We start from the raw sequence: 22,321 nt of genomic DNA, 5'->3' as shown, positions 1-22,321 counted from the left end.
ATTGGTAGCTTCTGCAGGTATTAAGACATTTCCCATCCTGGCCTAACCGGCTCCCGGAGGTATTGATCTGCTTCAGGCATTCCCTTCACCTGCATGTTCTCGCTATCCCACTCAATCTTTTTTCCGCCCAATCGGAGCGAAAGCACACCCAAAAGCGTGATTTCGGTGAGGCGTGCCCCGTATTCAAAGTTTGAACTCGCGGCCGGTCCGCCCTTTATTGCGTCAATCCAGTCTCGATAATGCCCATTTGAACGAGGAATGCTGGGCTTGGGCGGGTTATATTTTTCGCGGCGCTTTTCTGGGTAGATCTGAGGATTTGAGCCTCCTGCTCCCGTTACGATAATGCCCTTTTTTCCGATAAAAAGGGATCCGCGGTTAGGTAACTCCACATCATCGGGTAGCAGCTCAGGCCGGGCAGGTTGTAAACCGCCGGAATACCAAACCTGCTTAAATTCAGGCTGATTGCCTTTTTTTGCGAAATGGTAATAACCGATCTCTCCGTAGGGCGCGATATCCGCGTTGCTAAATCCGGCAGGAAGTACTTCAACGCTTTCTGGCGCATGAAGGTTGAATGCCCAAGTAGCGGCATCCAGATCGTGGCAGCCAAAGTCGCCCAGTGCACCGCATCCGAGTGCCCAAAAATCCCTCCATGCCACGGGGGTATACTCCTTATGGCAAGGCATATACGGTGTGGGACCCAGCCACAAATCCCATCCCATCTCCCGTTCATCCAGCGTCGGTCCGGCGGGCAGTCCTTTTAAACCCGGATTCCATCGCGAAGCGGGCACCCACGTATGCGCTTCCTTCACTTTCCCAATTGCACCGTCACGCAGGTACTCCACGGTTTGCCGTATCCCATCGCCACTATGCAAAACGTTTCCCATTTGTGTGGCCAAGCCGGATTCCGATGCAATCTCCCTTACTTTCCGGGCCTCCCAGATGTTATGTGTCAGTGGCTTTTCACAATACACGTGTTTGCCTGCTCGCAATGCTTTTATCGACACATAAGCATGCGTATTGTCGGGGGTGGAGCACATGATGGCGTCGAGCGAAGATTCTTTCTCAAGCATTTCCCTAAAATCGGTGTATTCACTGATTTTAAAGTCAGTATTCCCCGACCTATAATGACTTTCGATCATTTCCTTTACCGGTTCACGACCCGCTATCGACTTATAATAGAAATCTTTTAAATCCCAGTATTTTACAGGGTCCGCAATCGCGGTAATTTGTACATCTTTTAATTTCAAAAGCGCCTCGGCGTTTTGCCGGCCTTTGCCGCCCGCCCCAACGATGCCTACCGTTATTTTATCGCTAGGTGCTATAAAACCTTTTCCGCCCAATACATGCCGAGGAACAATCATAAATCCAGCAGCCGCGATTGCCATTCCTTTTACGAATTCTTTGCGTGAATATTCTTTTTGCTTCATGTCTTTGTTTATAGCTGGTAAAGCGTTATGTATTTTTCAAACTTACGTAAAAGTCAAGAGTTAGCTGCATTTTCGGGAGCGTTAATTTAAAAGTCCAAATCATAAAAGGCCCGATCCATCGGAAACGGGCCTTTTTGTCTATCGTTAATTGCAATAATCTTTAATAAACCTATACGGCAGAAAATTCCGACGCATATGTTATGATTCCGCTCACATGTTCAAGGGCTCCGGCCTGTAATTCCAGTCCCATCAAACAGCTTGCTGGAACATCAAATTGCGTCTTGATACCCCATCTTTCCGTGGGCATGAAACCAAATTTCGGATAATAATGTTCATGGCCGAGAACAATTACTGAACCATAATTCAGCTCAGTTGCCAATGAGAGGCTTGTGCGCATGAGCAAACTGCCGACTCCCGATTTTTGAACATCGGGCCGTACGGAAAGCGGTGCTAGTGCAATGCTCTCGAAGCGTTCTTGTCTTTGGTGAATCTCGATTTTTGTATAAACGATATGGCCGATTATTTCCCCATCCGATTCAGCGACAAGTGCAAGTTCCGGAATAAATCGGTCACTCTTACGCAGGGAATTAACAAGGTTAGCCTCGTCAATACGATCGAAAGCCAGCTCGTGGACCGAAAAAATGTAGGGGAAATCGACGGGTTTTTCCTGACGGATCAGGATATTATTTGTAGTCATGATGTCTAAATTATAGCATTAAAAAATAGTGCTGACCGGTAAAACAAGGTGTAGCACAAAACTGTGGAAAGCGATAACCTCCACATTATTTACCCAGTTGCTATAATTAGACAATATCCATGAAATGCAAAGGTACAAAGAAAAACGCTTCCGTCCTAACGGACTTGGCCATCGCCGGTAACCAACCATTTTTCGGTAACGAGCTTCTCCAGCGCAAACGGCCCCCTTGCGTGGAGCTTTTGGGTGGAAATTCCGATTTCAGCCCCGAGGCCAAACTCGCCGCCGTCCGTAAAGCGGGTAGATGCATTGGCATATACTGCGGCGGCATCCACAGTATGCATAAACGCATTGATATGTGCCGCATTGGTCGAGACAATGCACTCAGAATGCTTGGAGGAGTACGCAGCGATATGGTCCAGCGCTTCGTCCAGCCCCCCAACGACTTTGATCGAACATTTCAGGTCCAGGAACTCCCTGCCAAAGTCATCCGCCGTTGCATGCTTCAGGTGGGCATATCCCACGCCCTCGAGCCATTGGAAGGCTTGCTGATCGGCGTAGACCTCTACCTGATGTGCTGCAAAATAAGGAGCCAGTTTGGTGAGTAACGGGCCAGCAACCTGTCGGTCTACCAATACCGTATCCAACGCATTGCAGACCGACGGACGCGATATCTTGGCGTTGGCAACGATGCGGGCGGCTTTATCGAGGTCGGCGGTTTCATCCACATACGTGTGGCATACGCCAGCACCGGTCTCGATAACCGGCACTTTAGCATGCTCCCTAACGTAATCAATCAGTGCCTGCGACCCGCGCGGAATCAGGATATCCACATCATCCTTGGCAGTGAGGAGTTCGCCCATCAGCTCGCGGGCCGTAGGGAGCAGTTGCACAATATCCGGATTGATACCCGCTGCTTCGATAGCCTTTCGGATCAATGATACGAGGTAGCTGTTGGTAAACCAGGCGTCCGAACCGCCGCGCAGCATGCAAACATTGCCCGACTGGATACATAGGGCGGCCACGTCGACCGTTACGTTGGGCCGCGACTCATATATGACGCCCACCACGCCGAGCGCTACCGACCGTTTCTCGATTTGTAGGCCGTTTTCGAGGGTTTTCTGAAGCAATACCTTACCGGTAGGGTCTTCTAGGTTGGCTACGTCGATTACGCTGCTGGCCAGCGCCTGGATGCGTTCGCCGGTAAGCTTCAGCCGATCATATTTGGCATCCTGCGGATCCATGCGATCCAGGTCCTTTTTATTTTCGTCGATAATGGTGTCCTCATGAGCCACCAATAGTGCGGAAATAGCTTGTAGAAGCTGCTTTTTCTGGGGCAGCGTCAGCATGCCCATCGCTTTCTTTGCCTGGCGTGCCTGTGCCAATTGTTGTGTTATACTATTCATCGGTTGCTGTTATAAAAGGACGATGTCGTCCGCATGCGCGATTTCGATATTCTTTTTGCTGCCGGTGTTTTCAATCGTTGAAGATTCGATCTTGGATTTGGCTACGGCATGTACGAGGCCTTGTTCATCTACGATCTGGAACACCTCGCCGGTCATGAAGCCGCCGATCACTTCCGTTACCCCAACGGCGAGCAGGCTCCGGCGTTTTTTCAACGCCTCCAAAGCCCCCTTGTCTACCATCACCTTGCCGGAGATGAGGCTGCCGGTGGCCATCCACTTGTGGCGGGACGAGACTTTCTTGGGCTGCGCGGGGCAGCGAGTGCCGGTTGTGCCTACCATGGCTTTCAAGATGGCATCTTCGGTTCGCATGCTGAAGATGACCGCTTCGATGCCCATCTGGTTGGCCAGCCTTGCGAAATTGAGCTTGGAAGTCATGCCACCGAGGCCTACCGCAGATTTTTCCTTCCTGGCCAGTGAGAGGACCTGTTTGTCGATCACCGGGATTTCGCGGATCACCTTTCCAGCTGCATCCAGGACACCGGGCACCGATGTGCTGAACAGGATCTTTTCGGCACCGAACCCAACGGCGATGAGTGTAGCGAGCTCATCGTTGTCGGAAAACTTCAGCTCCTTATTGCTCACCACATCGTTTTCATTCGCAATGGGGATGATATGGTTACGCCACAGGGTCTCGTAGGTGTTCTTCAATTGGAGAAACTGGTCGCGGTTGGCAAAATGCTGCCGTTCACAGAGACTCTGCGCCAGGGCTATTTTATACGGCCTGAAATATGTGGCATAGATACCGATCAAGAGGGGGTTGCCTATTGCTGCGGCTGCTTTGCGCTCCGGCAGTGTACCCTTGTACCGCGGGATATAGGCTTTTCCCGCCGCCACGGCACCGGATGATACGAGTACGATGTTGTAATGTTCCTGCAATTTGGCCGTTTGCCGCGCTATTTCTACGATAATCTGTTCGTCGACCGCTCCGTCTGCCGCAGTAATCGATGCAGAGCCAAATTTGATGACGATGATGGGTTTCTTCATGAGCTATGGAAAACGTCTGCTAATTTCGCAAATTTTGGCGTAATCCGAAGGCTGTATCTAATATAAGACCACAACGAAACTGCTAATGTCTTTTCGCAGGCCGTACCGGGTGGGAGTGGCGTAGGCTTTGTAGATTGTTAAGGCAACAACTTTGATGTCTTCCAACCTGATTAGTGCGGTTCTCGTTTTGTGAACTTTTGTCCTTACCTTTGTATAGTATCGGATGCGTAGATCCTGTCGATTTAGCAGGTCTTACAAACGCTAGGTTACGTAGAACGGTCGTTTTAAGAATCTCAGCATGATGAATTTTCCAAAAGAAATTCGGCGCGTCACGATTAATTTATCTTTAACAAAAAAAAAGTAAACATATGAACACAAAGGTGATCATTGGCGTTGTCTTTCTTTTGGTTCTGTCTTTGGCATTTATGGCAAGCAGAATGATTAAAGGCACACCAAACAACGGGCAATCAAAAAAGGAAAATAAATTAGACAAACAAATAGATAATAAGCATATGGTAAACAGTAAAAAAGTATATATCGCCGGCGGGTGTTTCTGGGGGATGGAAGATTTGTTCAGAAAGCGAAAAGGAGTTTTAGACACCGAGGTAGGCTACATTGGTGGCCAAAATGAAAATCCTACCTATGATAACCATCCCGGACATGCCGAAGGGATCGAGATTACGTACGATACGACGGAAACCAATTTCAAGGAAATTCTGGATTATTTTTTCCGCATCCATAACCCCACTACGGTTGATCAACAGGGTAACGACATCGGATCGAGCTACCGATCGGCGATTTTCTACCAAAACGAAGAAGAAAAGCAAACAGCTGAAGAGGTCATAGCCATCGTAAACCAATCGAACCGGTGGGACGGAAAAGTAGTAACTACATTGGAGCCATACACCAAGTTTTGGCCCGCAGAGGAGTACCATCAGGATTACTTGGTTAAAAATCCCAATGGCTATACCTGTCACTTTGAGCGGTTCGGAACATTTTTAGATAAGAAATAGAAAGAAAGCCGCTCAGGCAGTTAGTTCCTGCTTCAGAAACCTGATGGTCAATGGATACCTGTAGGGCTGATCGCCTGTCACCCTTACGGTGTTCACGATGATGACTACCTGGCTGAATATGCCTAACACGATTAAAATCGGATACACGGAAAACAGCGCACAAGGGAGCAGGTAAAGCGACATGCTCAGCTGAAAATTAATAATATCAATCGCGTGTCCGCGGATATGTTTAACCTGGTCGCGCTTCCATATCCAAAGTATGATCGGCGGTATGATCAGCAGTAGCAGGCCGCTTAAATGCAGCAGTGGCAGCCATGTACCACGTTCTTTTTCATCGGTTGCCTTTACTTCCATTTCGCTATCGGCGAAAACTTCAAAATCCACCTCCAATGCGATAGCAATGGATTGAAGGGTATACGCACGAGGGTCTACCTCTCCATTTTCAATGCGTTGTATTGTTCGAACACTGATGTCGGTTTTCGCTGCTAAGGTCTCTTGTGTGATGCCCTTTTTTAACCTCAGTTCCTTTATTAATTGCCCGGTTCGCATACCTATTGTTTTTTGTCAAAAGTACCGAAGATAAGTCAGTCAATCCAACTACAATTACCCGACATTTACCCGACACGATGATGAAATAGGCTGTGAGTTGCTACACCACCTCGATCTCCGGATTCAATTTTATCAGACTGGCAATAAACGCCGCTTTATCTTTTGGTGAGATAATGACGCTATCAAATTTGTTATAAAAGATTTCCAGCCGGTCTAGCGAAGGGGCGGGAGAGCTGATTGGGTTTCTGGTTGCCTTGACTTTCCTGATGGAGCTGATTGCTACCCGCTTCCTGTATAACATGCCCGAGCGGATAATGAGTTGGTCACTGTTAATGATATAATACGTCGATAAAAACAACTGTATACAAAATATCGTAGTGATAAGCATCAACAAGGCAAAGCCCCATTCGGTAACCGCCGCTGCGGAACTTGATTCATTAATAGCCATGAAAACCAGCGGCAGCGTACTGCCAAGCATGATCGCTGCCGTCGGGATAAAGAGTATCAGATCTATTTTTGCTTTATGCTTTTGCATGCGCAACCAAGATACGAAATATTGGTGGTCAAATTTCGCACAATATTCATTGGGAACCATATGGGGTTAAGGCGTCTGTTCAACAATACTGATTGCATATCCACCGCCGGGTGCCGCCTTTTGCTCCAGTGCCGAATCACTGGTCACTTCGATTTTCCGGATGATATAGGCCTGTGGATTCGTCTTGTAATGTGCGTCCACTGCATCGGCATAGACGGTCGCCGTATACGTTTTGCCCGGATCAAGAAAACTAAAATCGATACGCGAAATATGGCCGTCTTCACCGCTGACGTTGCCCACAAACCAGTTGCCACTGTCTTTCCCTTTACGGGCGATGGTCACGTACTGTCCGGGCTCGGCTTCCAGGTATTTACTGTCATCCCAATCGAGCGCTACCTCCTTGATAAATTGAAAGGCATCCCTAAAGCGTTCATAATGTTCGGGGAGATCGGCTGCCATCTGTAGCGGGCTGTACATGGTGACGTAAAGCGCCAATTGGTTGGCCAGCGTGGCGTTCACATGTGACGTGTTATTGGGATTCAACTTGCTGATATCCATCTCGAAGATTCCGGGCGTAAAATCCATCGGCCCGCCAATCAGCCGCGTGAAAGGCAGCACGGTGACGTGGTTGGCTTTGCTGCCGCCAAATGCTTGGTATTCCGTACCGCGTGCGGACTCGGTAGCGATCAGGTTAGGCCAGGTTCGGGATAGTCCCGTAGGCCGTACCGCTTCGTGGGCATTGACCATAATCCGGTACTCAGCGGCTTTTTCCACCGCATACAAGTAATGGTTATTGATCCATTGGCTGTAATGGTATTCGCCACGGGGAATGATGTCACCCACGTAACCGCTTTTTACCGCGTCGTACCCGTGTTCCTTCATGAAGCGATAGGCCGTGTCCAAGTGGCGTTCATAATTTCTAACCGAAGCGGATGTTTCATGGTGCATAATCATTTTTACACCTTTACGTTCGGCATAATCGCGTATACCCGTCAGGTCAAAATCCGGATAAGGCGTTACGAAATCAAAGACATAATCCTTCGCGTTACCAAACCAGTCTTCCCAACCGACGTTCCATCCTTCCACGAGTACGCCATCAAACCCATGTTCCGCGGCAAAGTCGATGTAGCGCTTCACGTTGTCCGTGGTCGCCCCATGCCGCCCATGCGGTTTCACCCTACCATAGTCGGTTATGCCCAGGTGCACGCTGGGTAGCTCGTAGGTATACGACCATTCGCTTTTCCCCGTGATCATCTCCCACCATACGCCCACATATTTAGTCGGCTTAATCCAGGAAGGATCGGCTATTTTCGAGGGTTCGTTGAGGTTCAACGTGATGTTTGAAGCCAGGATGTCGCGCGCATCGTCGCTGACCATGATCGTGCGCCAAGGAGAAGTTGCAGGGGTCTGTAAATTGCCCTTGGTACCATTGGCATCGGGGGTCAACCACGACTGAAAGACGAATGCCGTGTCATCCAGGTTCAAGTGCATGCAAGCATAATTGATCAGTGCCGCCTCGTGGATGTTGATGTACAGTCCGTCGTCGGTTTTCAGCATCAGTGCAGTTTGCACGCCGGTGGGCGAAAATGGCGTTTGCGAAGCGTTTGGGGTAATGGCCTGCTGCATGAGCCCCCTGATTTCGGAGAGTCGCGATTCGGTGTAGTCATATTCCTGGGTATCGTAATCCCCGGGGATCCAAAAGGCGGTATGGTCTCCCGCCATGGCGAACTCCGTTTTTTCCTCGTTGATCACGAGATACGTGAGGTTCCGTTGTTCGGGAAACTCATACCGGAATCCCAGCCCATCGTCAAACAGCCGGAAGCGGATTACCAGCCGACGCGCAGTATGGTTCTGTTCCAGCGTCAGGGCCAGTTCGTTGTAATGGCTGCGGATGTCCTTGGTTTCACCCCAAACAGGCTGCCACGTTTCGTCGAATGCCGACCGTTGCAGATCAACTACCTTAAATTGGTCATACAGGGAATGGACCTCCTGTCGGTTGTTTTGCTCACCCTCCGCGCTGAATTCCACTTTTTGCGTATTCCCGGTCAATTCCAGCCCGAGTTTACTCGGCTTGATGACTTCCCTACCCTTGAATTCCAATCGGTAAGTAGGTTCACCGTTATCCGTCAGTGCAAAATGAGCTTTGAGCTGGCCGGAAGGAGAGACCAGCGCTTGTCCGTCAGCCGAATGCGCAACGACCAAGAAGATAACGATATGCAGTATGTTCTTCATCATCATGTTACTATTGAAGGTGTATTTTTAACGCGTTTCGCTGGTCTTTGGTCTTCACGATACATGTTTGTTGCGCTTCATCCCACAACCAGCCAGCTACCGGACTGGTCGTCGCTACCAGCTCTTGGGCCGTCATTCCGGTTAGCTCGTTCACAGGCTTTCCATCGATTATCACTTGGGTGGGGCGCCGTTCCAGGTGATAATGCAAGAACAGTCCACGTCCGCTAGGGGGCGTATATCCCCGGTCGCTGCATGCGAGCTCGGTTTCCCAGCCCGTCGCGGTTGTCGTACAGGTAAACGTGGTCTTCGCATACACATCCTTCAGGTAGTCCAAACTCTCGCCATCGTCTTCATACAACGTAAAGGTCGCCTGCTCGTCTTCGTAGTTTGGGAAAATATGGATCAGCAGCGGATATGCCGGGTCTTCGTGGATATATTGCATCACGGGCATCATGGGCACAATGCTACCCTTCCGCACAAAAATAGGGATGGTATTCAGCGGTGCCCGGTATGCGAGCTGCTGTCCGCCAAGGTACACCGTCTTTTTGTCGTTGAAATCGATCCATTCGCCGTCGGGGAGGTACACCCGTTTAACCCGCTCGCCTTTTTTGAGTACCGGTGCGACCAGCAGTTCTTCGCCAAACAAGAATTGGTCTTCCACTTGGACGGCTTGTTCATCCTGCGGATATTCCATAAACAGGCCGCGTAGTATCGGTAGCCCCGTATCGTGCGCCGTTCTCCCGTAGGTATAGAGGTAGGGGAAGAGCTGATATTTGAGCTCGATGGCAGCCTTGGCATTCTTTTCGGCTACCTCTCCAAAGCGCCACGGTTCCACGGCATTGTCCCCCTCGTGATGGGAGCGGCTCAGCGGGTTGAAAATCCCAAACTGCATCCACCGCGTAAACAGCTCGGCCATCGCCGGATAATCGGTGATATCGCCGCAATAGCCGGTAATGTCCGTCGTCCAGAAAGGTATCCCGCCCAATCCGGCGGAGATGCCCACCTGCACCTGATTGGCAAACTGTCCCCATCCCTCCAGTACATCGGCCCCATTGCCACTATCCCCGGACCAGCCAAAGGTATAGCGCTGCAATCCCGCATACGCCGCGCGGGTCATTTGGAAAATACGCTTATTCGGGTTCCGTTTTTCAAACTCTTCCTTAACCACTTTGTCCCAGATATGGCCATACACGTTATGGATCTCATCGTGCATACCCGCATGGTGCTGCATAAAGAGGCGATCCGTATCCTCCTCGTTGCTCCAAGCAGGTTCGCCCATGTCCGTCCAAAATCCGTGCGCACCATCATCCAGGGGTTTTTGCTGCAACGCACCCCACCAGTTGGCCACCTCCGGAATGGAGAAATCCACGACGCCGCAATTACCACCCCAGGGCCACGGCATGTCGTATGCCTTTCCGGTTCGGCTATCCTTCACGAAAAAGCCACGTTCATTGGCGTCCTTCCATTGCTTTTCGTTCGCTTGCGACACCACTGGGTCTTGCGAAAGGATTACCTTGAAACCATCCGCCCTGAGTTGCCGCAGCATGCCTTTCGGGTCGGTGTAATTCCCTTGCCGCCACTCAAAATCCTGTAGCCATTGCGTCCATCCGATATCCTGGTAGATGATATCGATCGGGATCCGGCGCTTTCGGAATTCAGCGGCCACTTCAAGGGCCTGGTCCTCCTTGGTATACAGCCCACGGCTTTGTGCAAAGCCAAAAGCCCATTTGGGAGGCATGATCGGCTTGCCCGTCAGCCCGATATATTGTTGTTGGATAGCCTTGTAATCTTTGCCGTAGATGAAGTAATAGATAAATGCACCATCCGGGGCTTCGAACGAATAGTATTCGTCCGATTCCGTGCCGAACTTGAATTCCGTTTTATACGTGTTGTCCAGAAAGATGCCGTAGTTATAGCTGCTCATAAAGAAAGGGATGCTCTTATACAGCGGGTCTTCCTGCGTGCTGTAGCAGGGCTTATCGCTATTCCACATTTTGTAGGCCCGCCCACGCCGGTTGAGAGGGCCCGACTTCTCACCGAGTCCATAGAATTGCTCGTCACCGCGCAATACCTTATGGGCAACCACTTGTGTGCCGTTTGCCACATGGCCCCGGTCTTTGTAATCGCTGAAGATCAGCCGTTGCCATTTGTCATAGATTAGCAGCTGCATGGGGTTTTTATTCAACCGCACCCGCAACTGCGCGGTGTAAATCTCAAAACTGGCGGGTTCGTCGTTGACGTGGATTTCGCCTACCTCTTCCAACACCTCATGGACGACAGCAAAGGAGGGGTTGCGTCGCTGCAACTTGCCAGTAGGATCAAACCAGACCCGAACTACCGTGCTACTGCTAAATTGCAATTGCAACCGGGCACCCGATTCACAGATAAATGTTACCGTATCGCCGGCAACAGCATAATCCAAGCAGTTTTCGGTGGCTTTCTTTTCTTGCGCGAATGCCATGCATGCAGCCAGCAGCAGCAACCACAGTACAGGTAATTTTCTCAGTGTATGTTTCATCATCATTCGTAGTCTATCACGATCATGCTCCAATAGTTGAGGGTGGGCAGCACGACCGTCAAATCATTTCCATGTTGTTGTGTTGAAAGTATTCGGGGAGCGCCTGCCCCCTTATCCGGTGAGGCCGTCCAGACCCGTCGGACGGGCCCGTTCACCGGTATCTTTACGCTTACATCCGTTAGTTTGAGGGGCTCACGCTGCGTTCCGTCGGTATCGTTCCACGCCATGGTGGAAGCGTTACTGAAGTTCACCAAATGGACCACATCCCGGTTTCCAAACCGCCGCCCATACGCAGCGATCTGGCCCTGGATCGCTGACGCGTTTGAAACCGACACCCCCGGGCTTGCGGCGGAAACATGTGGATCAACGATGTCGCCACCGTCGCGCAGCAGGTTTTGGTAAGCCACCATGAAATCATAGTAGCCGATCAGTTTGTCTTTGGTGGTGCCTTTCAGCTGCAGGTTATTGTTAGGGAAGTACTCGTTCGCTAAGTAATGCTCGCCGATTTCCAGGTGAGCGCCTCCGTTGGCAAAGATGACCGCATTGGCTAACAGCACACCGGGCTCATTTACGAAGCCGGTCCTTTTGGAAAGGCCATAGTTTACGTAGGCTGCCAGTACAGTGTTTTTTTGATGCGCGCTATACCGGCTGTTATCGTGGAGTATACCAACGAGATCATCGAACGTATGGTAGGGGTCCCACACTTCCGTATATAGCACGTCAACACCGCTTTTAGCGATGTGATCTTCCTGCCCGTATTGCGTCACGGCGTTCATTACGTGGTATTTGTCCGGAAATGCCTGGACCATGGCCTCGATAAACGATGCGTAAGTCTCATCCAATTGCACCACTTGGCCACGATAATCGTACACCGTACCGCGGTTGCCCAATTGATCAATATGGAAGCCGTCGAAACCAAATACCCCGTATACGTCTTTGTGCCGTTGAATGAGGTAATCTTGCCATGCTGTGCGGCCCGGGTTAGTGAGGTAAATGCTGCTGCGGAACGGTGCCCCCAATACATGAGCATCCTTTTCCTGCCTATCGGGATCCTTATACAGGTACCATTCCTCAGACACCCCATCGGATGCCGCGTTGGATAGGGCACCGAATAGTAGGTTGTAAAACAGGGTTTTCATTCCGTGCCTGTGCATTGCCTCGATGTATCCCGCCACGGTAGCCCGGTAATTTGTCCGGCCGATTAGGTCGGGCCAGCTATCTGCTGGGTTTTCCGGTGTCCCGGCCAGTGGTTTGTGGTGATCGTGCAGCCAGTCGTAAAACTGTACCGCGTTAATGTGGAACCGGCTCAGCTGCGCTACCTGCCGTTCCATGGCTTCCGCCGAGCTATTGCCGTAGTCGGAAACGAAACCATAGCGGGGGAATTTCGTCCAGTCCGTCGATATGTCCACAGCTACACTATAAATCGGCGATTTTTCCATATCGTCCGTCCGGTATAGATAAACCAGGTAGCCCTTAAAATCTTCGGTGGGAGGCGACCAGCTCCATTCGGCGCCCGTTAGGGATTCCTCCCCAATGACGTCACCCAGGTGGGTATAGCGGATGGTAACTCCCCCTTGGATCGGCTTGTCCAAGCTAAACCGTACCGGTTGGCCAGGGCGGTAAACCGCCCGGTCCGTACGCAGGGCAGGCTCAAAGTGCGTCTCGCCGTAGGAAATAGGACCCGGACTTCCGGTTTGTTTATCATCGCAGCCCATCCATAGGAGGGCACCGCAAACCAGCAGTGCCCAGGTTTTTTTCCTCATGCTTTTCCTTTTCGTCTATTGCCGTGCAATCACGACTGTTTCTTTCAATTGGTCTAACGTAATGGTGTACGTCCCCGGGGTAACGACCTTCCATTTGTAATCAGGTCCGGATCCTGGATTATTGAATAGCATCTGCTCTACTGCTCCACTCGGTTCCATGCCGTTTTGCGCGGCCAGGAACCAAGCCCCATTCCAGTCCGTTTGCTTATCGCAGCTAAACTTCAATTCCCCCGCCTTGAGTGTTCCCGTCCATGTAAATTCATAGGTGCCGCTCTTCACCATTGGCGTGGCATTTCCGACATCCCAGCCATTGGGTGTTGCGTCACCCACGAGATACATTACCTCAAAGGGCGTGAAGGGTGCGATGTCTATCAGGTTTTCACGGATGTCCAGCTTGATTTTGTACACCCCGTCATCAATGCGCCATTTAAAATCGTCGCTGTTCATGCTTTCCGACCAGCTGACGACCGGCAGCTCAGTACCCACCCCCTGATTGTTGGTCTCCGGCCGCAGGAACACCACGCTCGGATCAAAATCCGGAACGGTGGCGATCTTGAACTCGTCCGATCCGCCCCCAGACGCTAATACGCCATTGTAATGGAATATAAACGGATTTCCGGCATTGCGGGTCATGGGCTGGAACGACCAACCCGTAAATCCGCCGACGAACCAGAGCTCACTGTAGGCCGGCCCTTCCATTTCCTTGATTTCGATTGTCATGCTGATCAGGTTTACTTTTACCTGGTATCCCCCCGGTTCGGTAATGACAAACGGCACATCATACGGGTCGTCAAACGACTCTCGGTAGTACAGCTTCGCGTCGTCATCCCCGCGATTATACGATGGCGCAAATTGGCCCAGCGTCGTGATGAATTTGAATTCACCGGGCGTCAAGGATCCCTGCCATACAAATACCCCGGCCGCTCCCTGCTCGGCCGTCATCTCGCTGGCCTCGCCTGCATTCCAGCCATTCGGTGTCGCGTTGCCGATCAGGTATAAGGCCGGTGTGAGTGGTTTATAGGTCGTCACCTTCACGGACACCGCCTCAGACACCTTGGGGGCTATACCTTCGGATTGGACGTGGGCAGTCACCCGCGCTTCCAATTCCACATCGGCGTTCGGTTCGGCACCCATCTCGTCAATCAATAACGCGTTGAATGCCCCGTTGCGGTAGCTCACTGAGGTGTTGCCCTTATCGAGCTCAACGGTTATGGCATCTACGAACCCACTGCCCTTTTTCGCCAGCTCGAAGACATAGTGAATCGCCGCGTTTGTTCCGAGGTTGGAGCCCGGCGTCCAGGTGAATACCACGGCATCGCTTTCGGGTGTGGCAACATCCAATTGGACATCCAATTTGCTGGCGCTCAATACCAGCGGCCCGTCGGGATAACGTACGTTTTCAAAACCATCCTCGCATGCGCCAATTAGCAGCGTTAGCAGGAGGCATAGGCCGATGAACGGGTTAAATTTTTTTATCTTCATCTTCATTTAGATTAATAACCTGGATTTTGTGTCAAACTGGGGTTCGCATCGATCTCCACTTGCGGAATCGGCAACAACAGGTGCTTCCGTGATGCATTGGCCTTGCCGATACCATGGAGGAAATCCAGCGCATACTGTCCATCTTCCCAGCGAATCAGGTCAAACCAGCGATGCCCTTCAAACGCCAATTCGATGCGGCGTTCGTGCCTTATTTTCTCGCGCATGGCACCCTGTGAAAGCCCTTCAAGCTCCTGCCGGTTGTCAAGACCTGCCCGTTTGCGCACGGTATAAAGCGGCTCCACGGCAAGCTCCGTGTTTCCCAGTTCGTTGAGCGCCTCGGCCTTCATCAGGAGCACGTCGGCATAGCGGAGTACGACAATGTTAGCCGCATTGGTGTTGTAATCCGGCGATACAGATAAGGGTACCAGGAATTTCCGGACGTTATACCCGGTGGATGACATCTCCGCTTTATACGCGTTGCCGTCAAAGTCGGGCCCACCTTGATAGAGCACGGTTTTGTCTTTGCGTAGGTCGCCCGCTTCATAGGCGCTTACGAACTCCTCGGTCGGCTGGTTCCAACCGTATCCGCCGCCTACCCAACCGGAATTTCGCGGGCCCATGTACGTGCTCAGCCAGTTGGCTTGGTTTTCATCGTCCCAGAAGCCGGCTTTCGTCAGTCCGTAATACTGCACTTCAAACAGCGATTCGGGTGTATTCTTATGGCGCGGCTCCCCGCCAAAGCTGTCGCTGTAATCTGGATTGAGCATGTAGCCCAATTCGGTTACCAGCTCACACATGTCGATGCTCTGTTCATATTGGCCGAGGGTCAGGTACACCTTGGCCAGCATACCTGCTGCGGCACCGCGGCTTGCACGCCCCTTATCGGCGTCACCATATTCTTCACGTCGCGGCAGTAGTTCAATGGCTTCGACCAGGTCTGGAATAATCACTTCGTTGTAGATGATGTCCTTGCTTACGCGTTCTTGGTTGAGGTCGTCACCCGGCTTGGCAGGCACCAAGCTTTTCGGTACGTCACCAAATAGCTGCACAAGGATAAAATAATAGTGCGCCCGCAGGAATTTCGCCTCACCGATCAGCCTGTTTTTCAGGTTGTCGTCGATCTCCATACCCGGCACATTTTCGAGTACCGTGTTGCAGTACAGGATACCCGGGTTGGGACCACGCCATAAGTCTACGGCAGCAAAGTTATCGGGTCCGGTCGAGAAGTTGGCCAGCTGGATCGTTTCAATGCCATCGTCCCCACCGCCGGCGCCCACCACGCTGTTGCCAGCCATGATGTCCAATGTCCAGATGCGCATGTTGTACAATTTGGGTCGTTGCAAGGGTTGGTAAGCTGCATTGACCATCGCAATGGCCGAGGCCGCATCCCGTACCGACTCCGCACTAGGATCTTCAAACGGTTCCTTGTCCAGAAAATCCGAACACGAGCCGAATAGAAGCGGAAAGATTAATAACGCGGTATAATATAACTTATTCATCGTGGTATTGCTTATAGTTAGAACCTTAGGTCTATTCCCAAACTCAAGTTTCTGGTAATCGGATAGTTGCTGTTATCAACACCCCCAATAACCTCCGGGTCGAAACCCGTGTATTTTGTCCAAGTCAGCAGGTTTTGCCCCGATAGATACAGGCGCAAGCTTCCCAGTCCGGCACGGCTGGCAACCGATTCGGGCAGCGTATAACCAATGGTTGCGCTTTTCAGCCGGAGGTAAGACCCATCTTCGATAAACCGGTCGGAGTTGCGGGTATTTTTGTTGGGGTCACTGTATATGGCCCGGGGCATCTCATTGCTCGTACCCTCGCCGGTCCAGCGGTCCAATACCCGTGTAGTCTGGTTGCGGATGGTGTACATCCCTTCCAGGGTTACCCGGTTCGCATGGTAGATCTGGTTGCCAGCCACTCCCTGCAAAAATATTTCCAAATCAATGTTCTTGTACGCGAGCCGATTGCCCATGGCAAATGTCCAGGCGGGGGTCGGGTTGCCAAGGTAGGCACGGTCGTAATCGTTCACCACGCCATCCTTGTTGAGGTCCTTGAACTTGATGTCGCCCGGAGCCGTGCTGTTAGCCAAATCCGCCCCTTGATACTGGTAGGCATAGCTATTCACCTCATCCCAGTTTTGGAAGAGTCCGTTGGTCTGCCAGCCATAGAATGACGATACCGGCTGCCCGGCGGTGTGCGATTGATACCCGAAATAGATGGGCACATCGCCATGCAAGCTCACGATTTTATTCTTGTTGTAAGAGATGTTGAAATCCGTGTTCCACACCAGTTCGCCGCTCAGGTTCCGGCTGTTCACTGCCAGTTCCCAGCCCCGGTTGTCTACCTCTCCGGCATTGATCATGGGCGTATAAACATCCGAGTAGCCGGTGGTAATGGGTACCACCATGCTCACCAGCATATCAGACGTTTTCTTGATGTAAGCATCGAAGGTAACGTTGATGCGGTTGGAAAGGAGGGTAGCATCCACGCCGACGTTGGTTTGCTGTACGGTCTCCCAGCGGATGTTGGGGTTGGGCATCACCAATGGGTAAAGGGTCGATACCGGTACGCCGTTAAATACATACTGCGCGGTGCGCAGCCGTGCGGCGGCGGCATAGTGGTCCAGCACGGCTTGGTTTCCGGTTATACCGAAGCCAGCGCGTAGTTTCAGGTCATTCCATAGCTCGCCCCGGTTGAAGAAGTCCTCTTCCGATATTCGCCACGCTGCCGAAAACGAAGGGAACGTGCCCCAGCGGTTTGCCTGGGCGATGCGAGATGTACCGTCGCGGCGTACGGTCGCCGTCAGCAGGTATTTGTTGGCATAGCTGTAGTTAATCCGGGCAAAGAACGAAAGCAACGACCATTCATTGCGGCTACCGCCCACGGTAGGGTCCAACAGCCCATTGTTCAGCTGGTTGTTGTTGTCAGACAGAAACTCCTTGATGCTACCCGTCATGTAATTGTAGGCATTGTCCTGTGCGCTGGAACCCACCATCGCGTTCAGGTGGTGTGCGCCATCGAAGGTTTTCGTAAAGGTCAATGTGTTGTCCCATAGGTAGGTCACGCTTTTATTGGCGCTCTCACTGCGGTAGGAGTTAGGCACCGGAATCGGCTTCCAGTCATACTTCGGCGAGAAGCTAACGTTGTCCCATGCTTTGTAGTCCAAGCCAAGGGTGGTTTTGAAGGTAACGTATTTCAGCAATGTTGCCTCACCGTATACATTGCCCAAGAGGTTATATCCCTTGGTGGTATTTTGTTCCAGCAGCGCGGTGCCGATGGGGTTGCGCAGGTCGCCATAGAAAATAGGCTCCGCACCCGGGCCCGAGAAGGAACCATCCTCGTTATAAATGGGCTGCGAGGGCAGTGATGCCAGGGTGTTCAGCACATGGAAGTTGCCGTTGTCCTTCATGTCATGGCTCAGGGTAAGGTTATTACCCAGCTTCAGCCATGGAGTTTGCTTGGTTTCGTTGTTGAATTGCATGGCGTAGCGCTTATACGCCGTATTGCGGATAATGCCCGCTTGGTCGAGTACACTACCCGACACGTAGTATGTGCTCTTTTCGCTTCCTCCCGAGTAAGCTAACGCGTAATTAGCCAGCCGGTCATTGCGCAGCAAAGTGTTGATCCAATCCGTTCCGGCACCCAAGGCAGTCGGGTCGGCAAAATCGGGCCGTTGGCGTTGGCTATTGTTCGCCATCATCTCGTTATGGAGGGATGCAAACTGCGTCGCATTCAGCATCTCGGGTAGGCTCGTGGCCCGTTGCGTCGCAAAATTGGCGGTCGCGGTGATGCTTCCCTGCCCACGTTGTCCCTTCTTGGTGGTAATCAGTACCACACCATTCGCGCCGCGCGACCCGTAGATCGCCGTGGCGGAAGCATCTTTCAGGATGTCGATGGCTTCCACATCTTGCGGGTTGAGAGCATTCAGCGGCAAATCCGTCGGCACCCCATCGATGACGAGCAGCGGAGCGCTGTTGTTGATCGATCCGAGGCCCCGAATCTGGATGGAAACGTCGCTGCCCGGCGACCCCGAGTTAACCACCTGCACACCGGACGCCCGGCCCTGCAGGGCTTCCCCGATATTGGCCACGGGACGGTCCTTGATGGCCTCAGCACTCACCGACGCCAGCGACCCCGTGAGATCGCGCTTGCGGACGGTACCATAGCCGACCACCACTACCTCATCCAAGGCGTTATCGGCCCTGTTCAGCACAATCTGATATTCAGAATCCGCGCCGACGGTGAAGTTCTGGTCCTCATACCCAACGTAACTAGCCGTCAACACGTCGCCAGGCGCTGCCCGCATCACAAAGTACCCGTCTTCATCAGTCTTCGTCCCCAGTCCAGTTCCTTTCAATGTGACCGATGCCCCACCAACCGCCTGCATATCGGCGTCCCTGATGTATCCTGTAATTTCCTTCTGCTGGCCATATCCATACAGCGCGACTGCCATCAGCAGTATGGTGACCACGGGATACAACAAAACTAACGTCCTGTTTTTCTTCATAAATATAGCTTTTACTTAGGTTATATAATCTAAAACCAGCCGCTCCGGGCGCCATGCCAGCGTCAATTTGCGACCATCCAAATGTATATACGTAATCGGTCGAAACAAAGGGTGTTTGTTTGGAATATAGAATTTTTAATCATCATAATGCTGATTTACAGTGTATTGTATGATTAAAAATATAGACGTCTTCGCTATCCGATTTTGTTGATCCGGCCAATCTTCATCACCAGATCATCGAATTCATCCCTTGGCACGGCCGCCTTATTGCGGATTTTGGTACGGTAGGTGTAGATCGTGTTGGTCGAATAATGAAGAAAATTGGCGATCTTGGAACTATCGGTAATGCCCAGTCTAATCAGCGCAAAAATCCGGAGTTCGGTACTCAGCACTTCGTTAGGCTTCACGACCAATTGCTCGCCCTCCTGGAGCAGTGAGTTAAAATCCTCTACGAAATTAGGGTAGAGCTGTAGGAAGATATGGTCAAAGGTCGTATACAGCTCCTTGATTTCTCGGTCTATCATTGTTCTGGACTTGAGGGTTTTCGTCAATTCGCCCATCCGCTGGGTCATCACCATCTTTTTGATCGAAAGTTGGAACCCTTCCAATTTGTTGATATATACCGAGCAAAGGTCTAGGAATTGGCCGATGTAGGTTTCCTTGATCTGGTTAGCCTCGGTCAGCCGCACGTTGACGTTCGAAATTTCGGCGTTCGTCAACGCGAGGTCGTCGTTCGATTTCTGGAGGGCGGCATTCAAGCGCTGCAACTCCTTGTTCATTTCCGAAAGCTGTTGCCGTACCCGAGCTATGCGTCGCATCTGAAGGTAAACGTAGATTACCGCCAAAATCAAAAAGAGCGATAAGATACAGACGATCGTCAAGAATGTGGTGAGGACGGATTTGCGCTTCGCTTCGGTCTCTTGGTACGTCGAGTCAATGATTGGAAATATCTTCGAAACCTCGTAGGTACGCAGGCGGGCATTGCCAAACATGGCATCGTCCATCGACGACGTGATGCATTTATAAGCCGCTTCCACCTGCTTCAAGCTATATAACAACGACGCCAGGGCCTGCATGGCGGCATTCTCCTTGATTGCGTTCTTGATGTCGCAGATAGCGGATATGGTATAGTATTTTTTCTGCATCTCGATATTTCCTTCCTGCTGGTAAACGCTGGCTAATGCATAGGCCAGTACTGCCCGCTCGTGGTCTTCGTCCTTAGAGCCGTCGAGCATGGAGATCAACAACTTTTTGGCTTCGCCGTAATCCTGTTGGTCATGCAGCTTTTCGGCGTACACGATCTTGTAATGGTTGCCCAAGGGATCTAATTGGGCAAGCAACGAGTCGCGGTATGCGTTGCTTTTTTCAAGGTACAGCTGGCGGTTGGGGTTGTTGAAGGCATAAAATTTGTAAAATTGCTTCCACGTATCATAAAATTTTATCAACAGATCATTCGGTAATCCCCGGCTGTCAATTTCGTTGAGCAGATGGTAGGAATCGATGTACATGCCACCGGTTAGGTAGAGCGACGCCAATGTCAGCTTGCTTTCCTTTACCCAGGTAGTATTGTTTTGGCGTATTCCCAGCGCCAGATTTTGGTTCGCATAATAGATGGCTGAGTCAGATTTATAAGTCGCATACGCTTGATGGAGGCGCTTGTGCGCAGCATACAAGAGCGAGTCCGGCCCACTCACGGCAGTCAAGGCAGTTTCAAGCTCATTGATGTGACGCTCCTTCATTGCCATATACTTGGCCTTGTGGTCGATGAGGTTCAATAGGTACTCCAGCGAATCGTTACTCACATTTCGATTTGCTTGGAGCAGGGGCAGCGTGAAAATCAGCAGAACAAAAAAGAAGGTTCTATACATCATGAATTCATATCATAGTTAATTGCCAGCTCATTGTCGTTGGCGTAATACATTCTCATGTTGCCAATTTGAACGGAATTTACTCGGACGGTTGTTAATTTAGGAGCATACACCTTTGCCATACTCCAAATGTACGCAATAATCCGCTGCCCTGAGCGTCCGCGGTCATTTGGGATTCGAAGCTCTTATCAAATGAGTCAAACGACATCGACAATTGTAACTACACAATATACTGGTTTTCCTGTATTGCGCCGATAGGCGGGCAGGCCGATCTTTGTCTTATGATTTACAACATCCGATCCCTAGCCAAATTCGTCTGTATACTGTTCCTGATGCTGTCATGCAGCAAGGACGAGGCTCCGGGGCCAGACGGCGACAACGGCACACCGTTGCCAGCAGATCTGGAAGGCTTGCTGCTGTATGATTGGGTAGACGAGGGCGTGCTGGCCGTTGACGTGAAGACTGGCCGAAAAAGCGTGTTCATCACCGATGATGTGCGGGCCAATGGCTTTGACGTAAGCCGCGATGGCAAACTACGCCTGACCTCTGGCGATATTCAGGGAAACTACGACGCTTCCCGCTATACACTCAGCAACACCGCCGATGGCAGCATTGTCAGCCAGTTTACCTTTTACCCGCCCAATGGGGGTACAAAATACAATCATGGTAAATTATCACCTGATAATACCTTAATCATGATTCCACCTACGTTTGAAGAGGGAATTATCGTGCTAGACACCGAGGGCAAACCGGTGGTGCATATCGAAGCCATCAACAACGCACCATTTGACCATAACGATGTCGCTGAATGGTTACCGGGCAATGCCTTACTGTTTACCCACGGCGACTACATCCTCAAAGCTTCGCCCCCTTATACCCAGGCGACCCTCGTCAAGGAAATGAATTATGAAAGCTGGGGCGCCATCAGCCCTAGTCAAGACGGGCAGCGGGTGGCGGTGCGTATCGACAAGCATATTTATTTAATGGATATCGATGGTAGTAACCTCACACAGGTCACCGAAAGCAACTTTCAGGAAAATATGGCTGTATTTTCGCCCAACGGCAAATACTTACTGGTGGGTACCCACTATCGGCGTACGGGTGTTTTCGGTGCCATTTGGGAATTGAAGATCATTCCCGCCGATGGCAAGGCGTACAATGTGGATCCCATCACACCCAATACGGCAGGGGTCATACCGGTCATTCCCATTGGTGAAGATAGGATTGAAACGGGCGATGGCATCATGCTCTGGCGGTGATTGCACCAGAAAACATGCTGA

15 protein-coding genes are annotated in these 22,321 nt (G+C 51.3%); 2 read left to right on the top strand and 13 right to left on the bottom strand.

The window, feature by feature from the left end; translation table 11 throughout:
* Positions 1-20: 20 nt before the first annotated feature.
* The 4 genes from IEV98_RS13230 to proB form a co-directional block, all read right to left on the bottom strand.
* Positions 21-1,427, bottom strand: coding sequence for a Gfo/Idh/MocA family protein (locus IEV98_RS13230; protein WP_188506480.1), 1,407 nt, complete (start codon positions 1,425-1,427; stop codon positions 21-23).
* A gap of 169 nt (positions 1,428-1,596) precedes the next feature.
* Positions 1,597-2,124, bottom strand: coding sequence for a GNAT family N-acetyltransferase (locus IEV98_RS13225; RefSeq protein WP_188506479.1), 528 nt, complete (start codon positions 2,122-2,124; stop codon positions 1,597-1,599).
* A 155-nt stretch (positions 2,125-2,279) separates the two neighbouring features.
* Positions 2,280-3,527: a glutamate-5-semialdehyde dehydrogenase gene (locus IEV98_RS13220; RefSeq protein ID WP_188506478.1), complete on the bottom strand. Its 1,248-nt coding sequence runs from the start codon at positions 3,525-3,527 to the stop codon at positions 2,280-2,282.
* Between the two features lie 9 nt (positions 3,528-3,536).
* Entirely contained in the window at positions 3,537-4,571 is a 1,035-nt protein-coding gene (gene proB / locus IEV98_RS13215) for a glutamate 5-kinase (RefSeq protein WP_188506477.1), read from the bottom strand.
* 368 nt (positions 4,572-4,939) lie between these two features.
* Between proB and msrA the strand changes: the two genes are divergently transcribed.
* Complete coding sequence (gene msrA / locus IEV98_RS13210) at positions 4,940-5,584, top strand: peptide-methionine (S)-S-oxide reductase MsrA (protein WP_229738740.1); 645 nt, start codon at positions 4,940-4,942, stop codon at positions 5,582-5,584.
* Between the two features lie 12 nt (positions 5,585-5,596).
* On the opposite strand, the gene IEV98_RS13205 is transcribed toward msrA, so the two are convergent.
* From IEV98_RS13205 to susR, 9 genes are all read right to left on the bottom strand, one after another.
* Entirely contained in the window at positions 5,597-6,133 is a 537-nt protein-coding gene (locus IEV98_RS13205) for a helix-turn-helix domain-containing protein (RefSeq protein ID WP_188506476.1), read from the bottom strand.
* 100 nt (positions 6,134-6,233) lie between these two features.
* Positions 6,234-6,668, bottom strand: a complete 435-nt coding sequence (locus IEV98_RS13200) for a PH domain-containing protein (RefSeq protein WP_188506475.1) — start codon at positions 6,666-6,668, stop codon at positions 6,234-6,236.
* Between the two features lie 66 nt (positions 6,669-6,734).
* Positions 6,735-8,906, bottom strand: a complete 2,172-nt coding sequence (locus IEV98_RS13195; RefSeq protein ID WP_229738739.1) for a glycoside hydrolase family 97 protein — start codon at positions 8,904-8,906, stop codon at positions 6,735-6,737.
* Between the two features lie 4 nt (positions 8,907-8,910).
* On the bottom strand, positions 8,911-11,424 hold the full coding sequence (locus IEV98_RS13190) for a glycoside hydrolase family 31 protein (RefSeq protein WP_188506474.1): 2,514 nt from the start codon (positions 11,422-11,424) through the stop codon (positions 8,911-8,913).
* Complete coding sequence (locus IEV98_RS13185) at positions 11,421-13,181, bottom strand: endo-dextranase (protein WP_188506473.1); 1,761 nt, start codon at positions 13,179-13,181, stop codon at positions 11,421-11,423. The genes IEV98_RS13190 and IEV98_RS13185 overlap by 4 nt, the downstream gene beginning before the upstream one ends.
* A gap of 15 nt (positions 13,182-13,196) precedes the next feature.
* A complete protein-coding gene (locus IEV98_RS13180) occupies positions 13,197-14,663 on the bottom strand; it encodes a SusE domain-containing protein (protein WP_188506472.1) in 1,467 nt (488 codons plus the stop codon).
* Between the two features lie 11 nt (positions 14,664-14,674).
* Entirely contained in the window at positions 14,675-16,162 is a 1,488-nt protein-coding gene (locus IEV98_RS13175) for a RagB/SusD family nutrient uptake outer membrane protein (RefSeq protein WP_188506471.1), read from the bottom strand.
* A 17-nt stretch (positions 16,163-16,179) separates the two neighbouring features.
* Positions 16,180-19,173 (bottom strand): SusC/RagA family TonB-linked outer membrane protein, encoded by a 2,994-nt coding sequence (locus IEV98_RS13170; RefSeq protein ID WP_188506470.1) that lies wholly within the window; start codon positions 19,171-19,173, stop codon positions 16,180-16,182.
* Positions 19,174-19,367: 194 nt separating this feature from the next.
* Positions 19,368-21,044, bottom strand: coding sequence for a SusR family glycan utilization regulator (susR, locus tag IEV98_RS13165; protein WP_229738738.1), 1,677 nt, complete (start codon positions 21,042-21,044; stop codon positions 19,368-19,370).
* Positions 21,045-21,322: 278 nt separating this feature from the next.
* Here susR and IEV98_RS13160 point away from each other — a divergent pair, with 278 nt between their 5' ends.
* On the top strand, positions 21,323-22,300 hold the full coding sequence (locus IEV98_RS13160; protein WP_188506469.1) for a TolB family protein: 978 nt from the start codon (positions 21,323-21,325) through the stop codon (positions 22,298-22,300).
* Positions 22,301-22,321 lie beyond the last annotated feature (21 nt).

Source organism: Parapedobacter pyrenivorans, assembly GCF_014636865.1.
GTDB lineage: Bacteria > Bacteroidota > Bacteroidia > Sphingobacteriales > Sphingobacteriaceae > Parapedobacter > Parapedobacter pyrenivorans.
The sequence above is the reverse complement of the archived record's forward strand: the minus strand, read 5'-3'. Positions and strand labels throughout refer to the sequence as shown.

Excerpts from the sequence above, each read along its gene's own strand:
- IEV98_RS13230 (WP_188506480.1), bottom strand. The coding sequence starts at position 1,427 with ATGAAGCAAAAAGAATATTCACGCAAAGAATTCGTAAAAGGAATGGCA.
- IEV98_RS13225 (WP_188506479.1), bottom strand. The coding sequence starts at position 2,124 with ATGACTACAAATAATATCCTGATCCGTCAGGAAAAACCCGTCGATTTC.
- IEV98_RS13220 (WP_188506478.1), bottom strand. The coding sequence starts at position 3,527 with ATGAATAGTATAACACAACAATTGGCACAGGCACGCCAGGCAAAGAAA.
- proB (WP_188506477.1), bottom strand. The coding sequence starts at position 4,571 with ATGAAGAAACCCATCATCGTCATCAAATTTGGCTCTGCATCGATTACT.
- msrA (WP_229738740.1), top strand. The coding sequence starts at position 4,940 with ATGAACACAAAGGTGATCATTGGCGTTGTCTTTCTTTTGGTTCTGTCT.
- IEV98_RS13205 (WP_188506476.1), bottom strand. The coding sequence starts at position 6,133 with ATGCGAACCGGGCAATTAATAAAGGAACTGAGGTTAAAAAAGGGCATC.
- IEV98_RS13200 (WP_188506475.1), bottom strand. The coding sequence starts at position 6,668 with ATGCAAAAGCATAAAGCAAAAATAGATCTGATACTCTTTATCCCGACG.
- IEV98_RS13195 (WP_229738739.1), bottom strand. The coding sequence starts at position 8,906 with ATGATGATGAAGAACATACTGCATATCGTTATCTTCTTGGTCGTTGCG.
- IEV98_RS13190 (WP_188506474.1), bottom strand. The coding sequence starts at position 11,424 with ATGATGATGAAACATACACTGAGAAAATTACCTGTACTGTGGTTGCTG.
- IEV98_RS13185 (WP_188506473.1), bottom strand. The coding sequence starts at position 13,181 with ATGAGGAAAAAAACCTGGGCACTGCTGGTTTGCGGTGCCCTCCTATGG.
- IEV98_RS13180 (WP_188506472.1), bottom strand. The coding sequence starts at position 14,663 with ATGAAGATAAAAAAATTTAACCCGTTCATCGGCCTATGCCTCCTGCTA.
- IEV98_RS13175 (WP_188506471.1), bottom strand. The coding sequence starts at position 16,162 with ATGAATAAGTTATATTATACCGCGTTATTAATCTTTCCGCTTCTATTC.
- IEV98_RS13170 (WP_188506470.1), bottom strand. The coding sequence starts at position 19,173 with ATGAAGAAAAACAGGACGTTAGTTTTGTTGTATCCCGTGGTCACCATA.
- susR (WP_229738738.1), bottom strand. The coding sequence starts at position 21,044 with ATGATGTATAGAACCTTCTTTTTTGTTCTGCTGATTTTCACGCTGCCC.
- IEV98_RS13160 (WP_188506469.1), top strand. The coding sequence starts at position 21,323 with ATGATTTACAACATCCGATCCCTAGCCAAATTCGTCTGTATACTGTTC.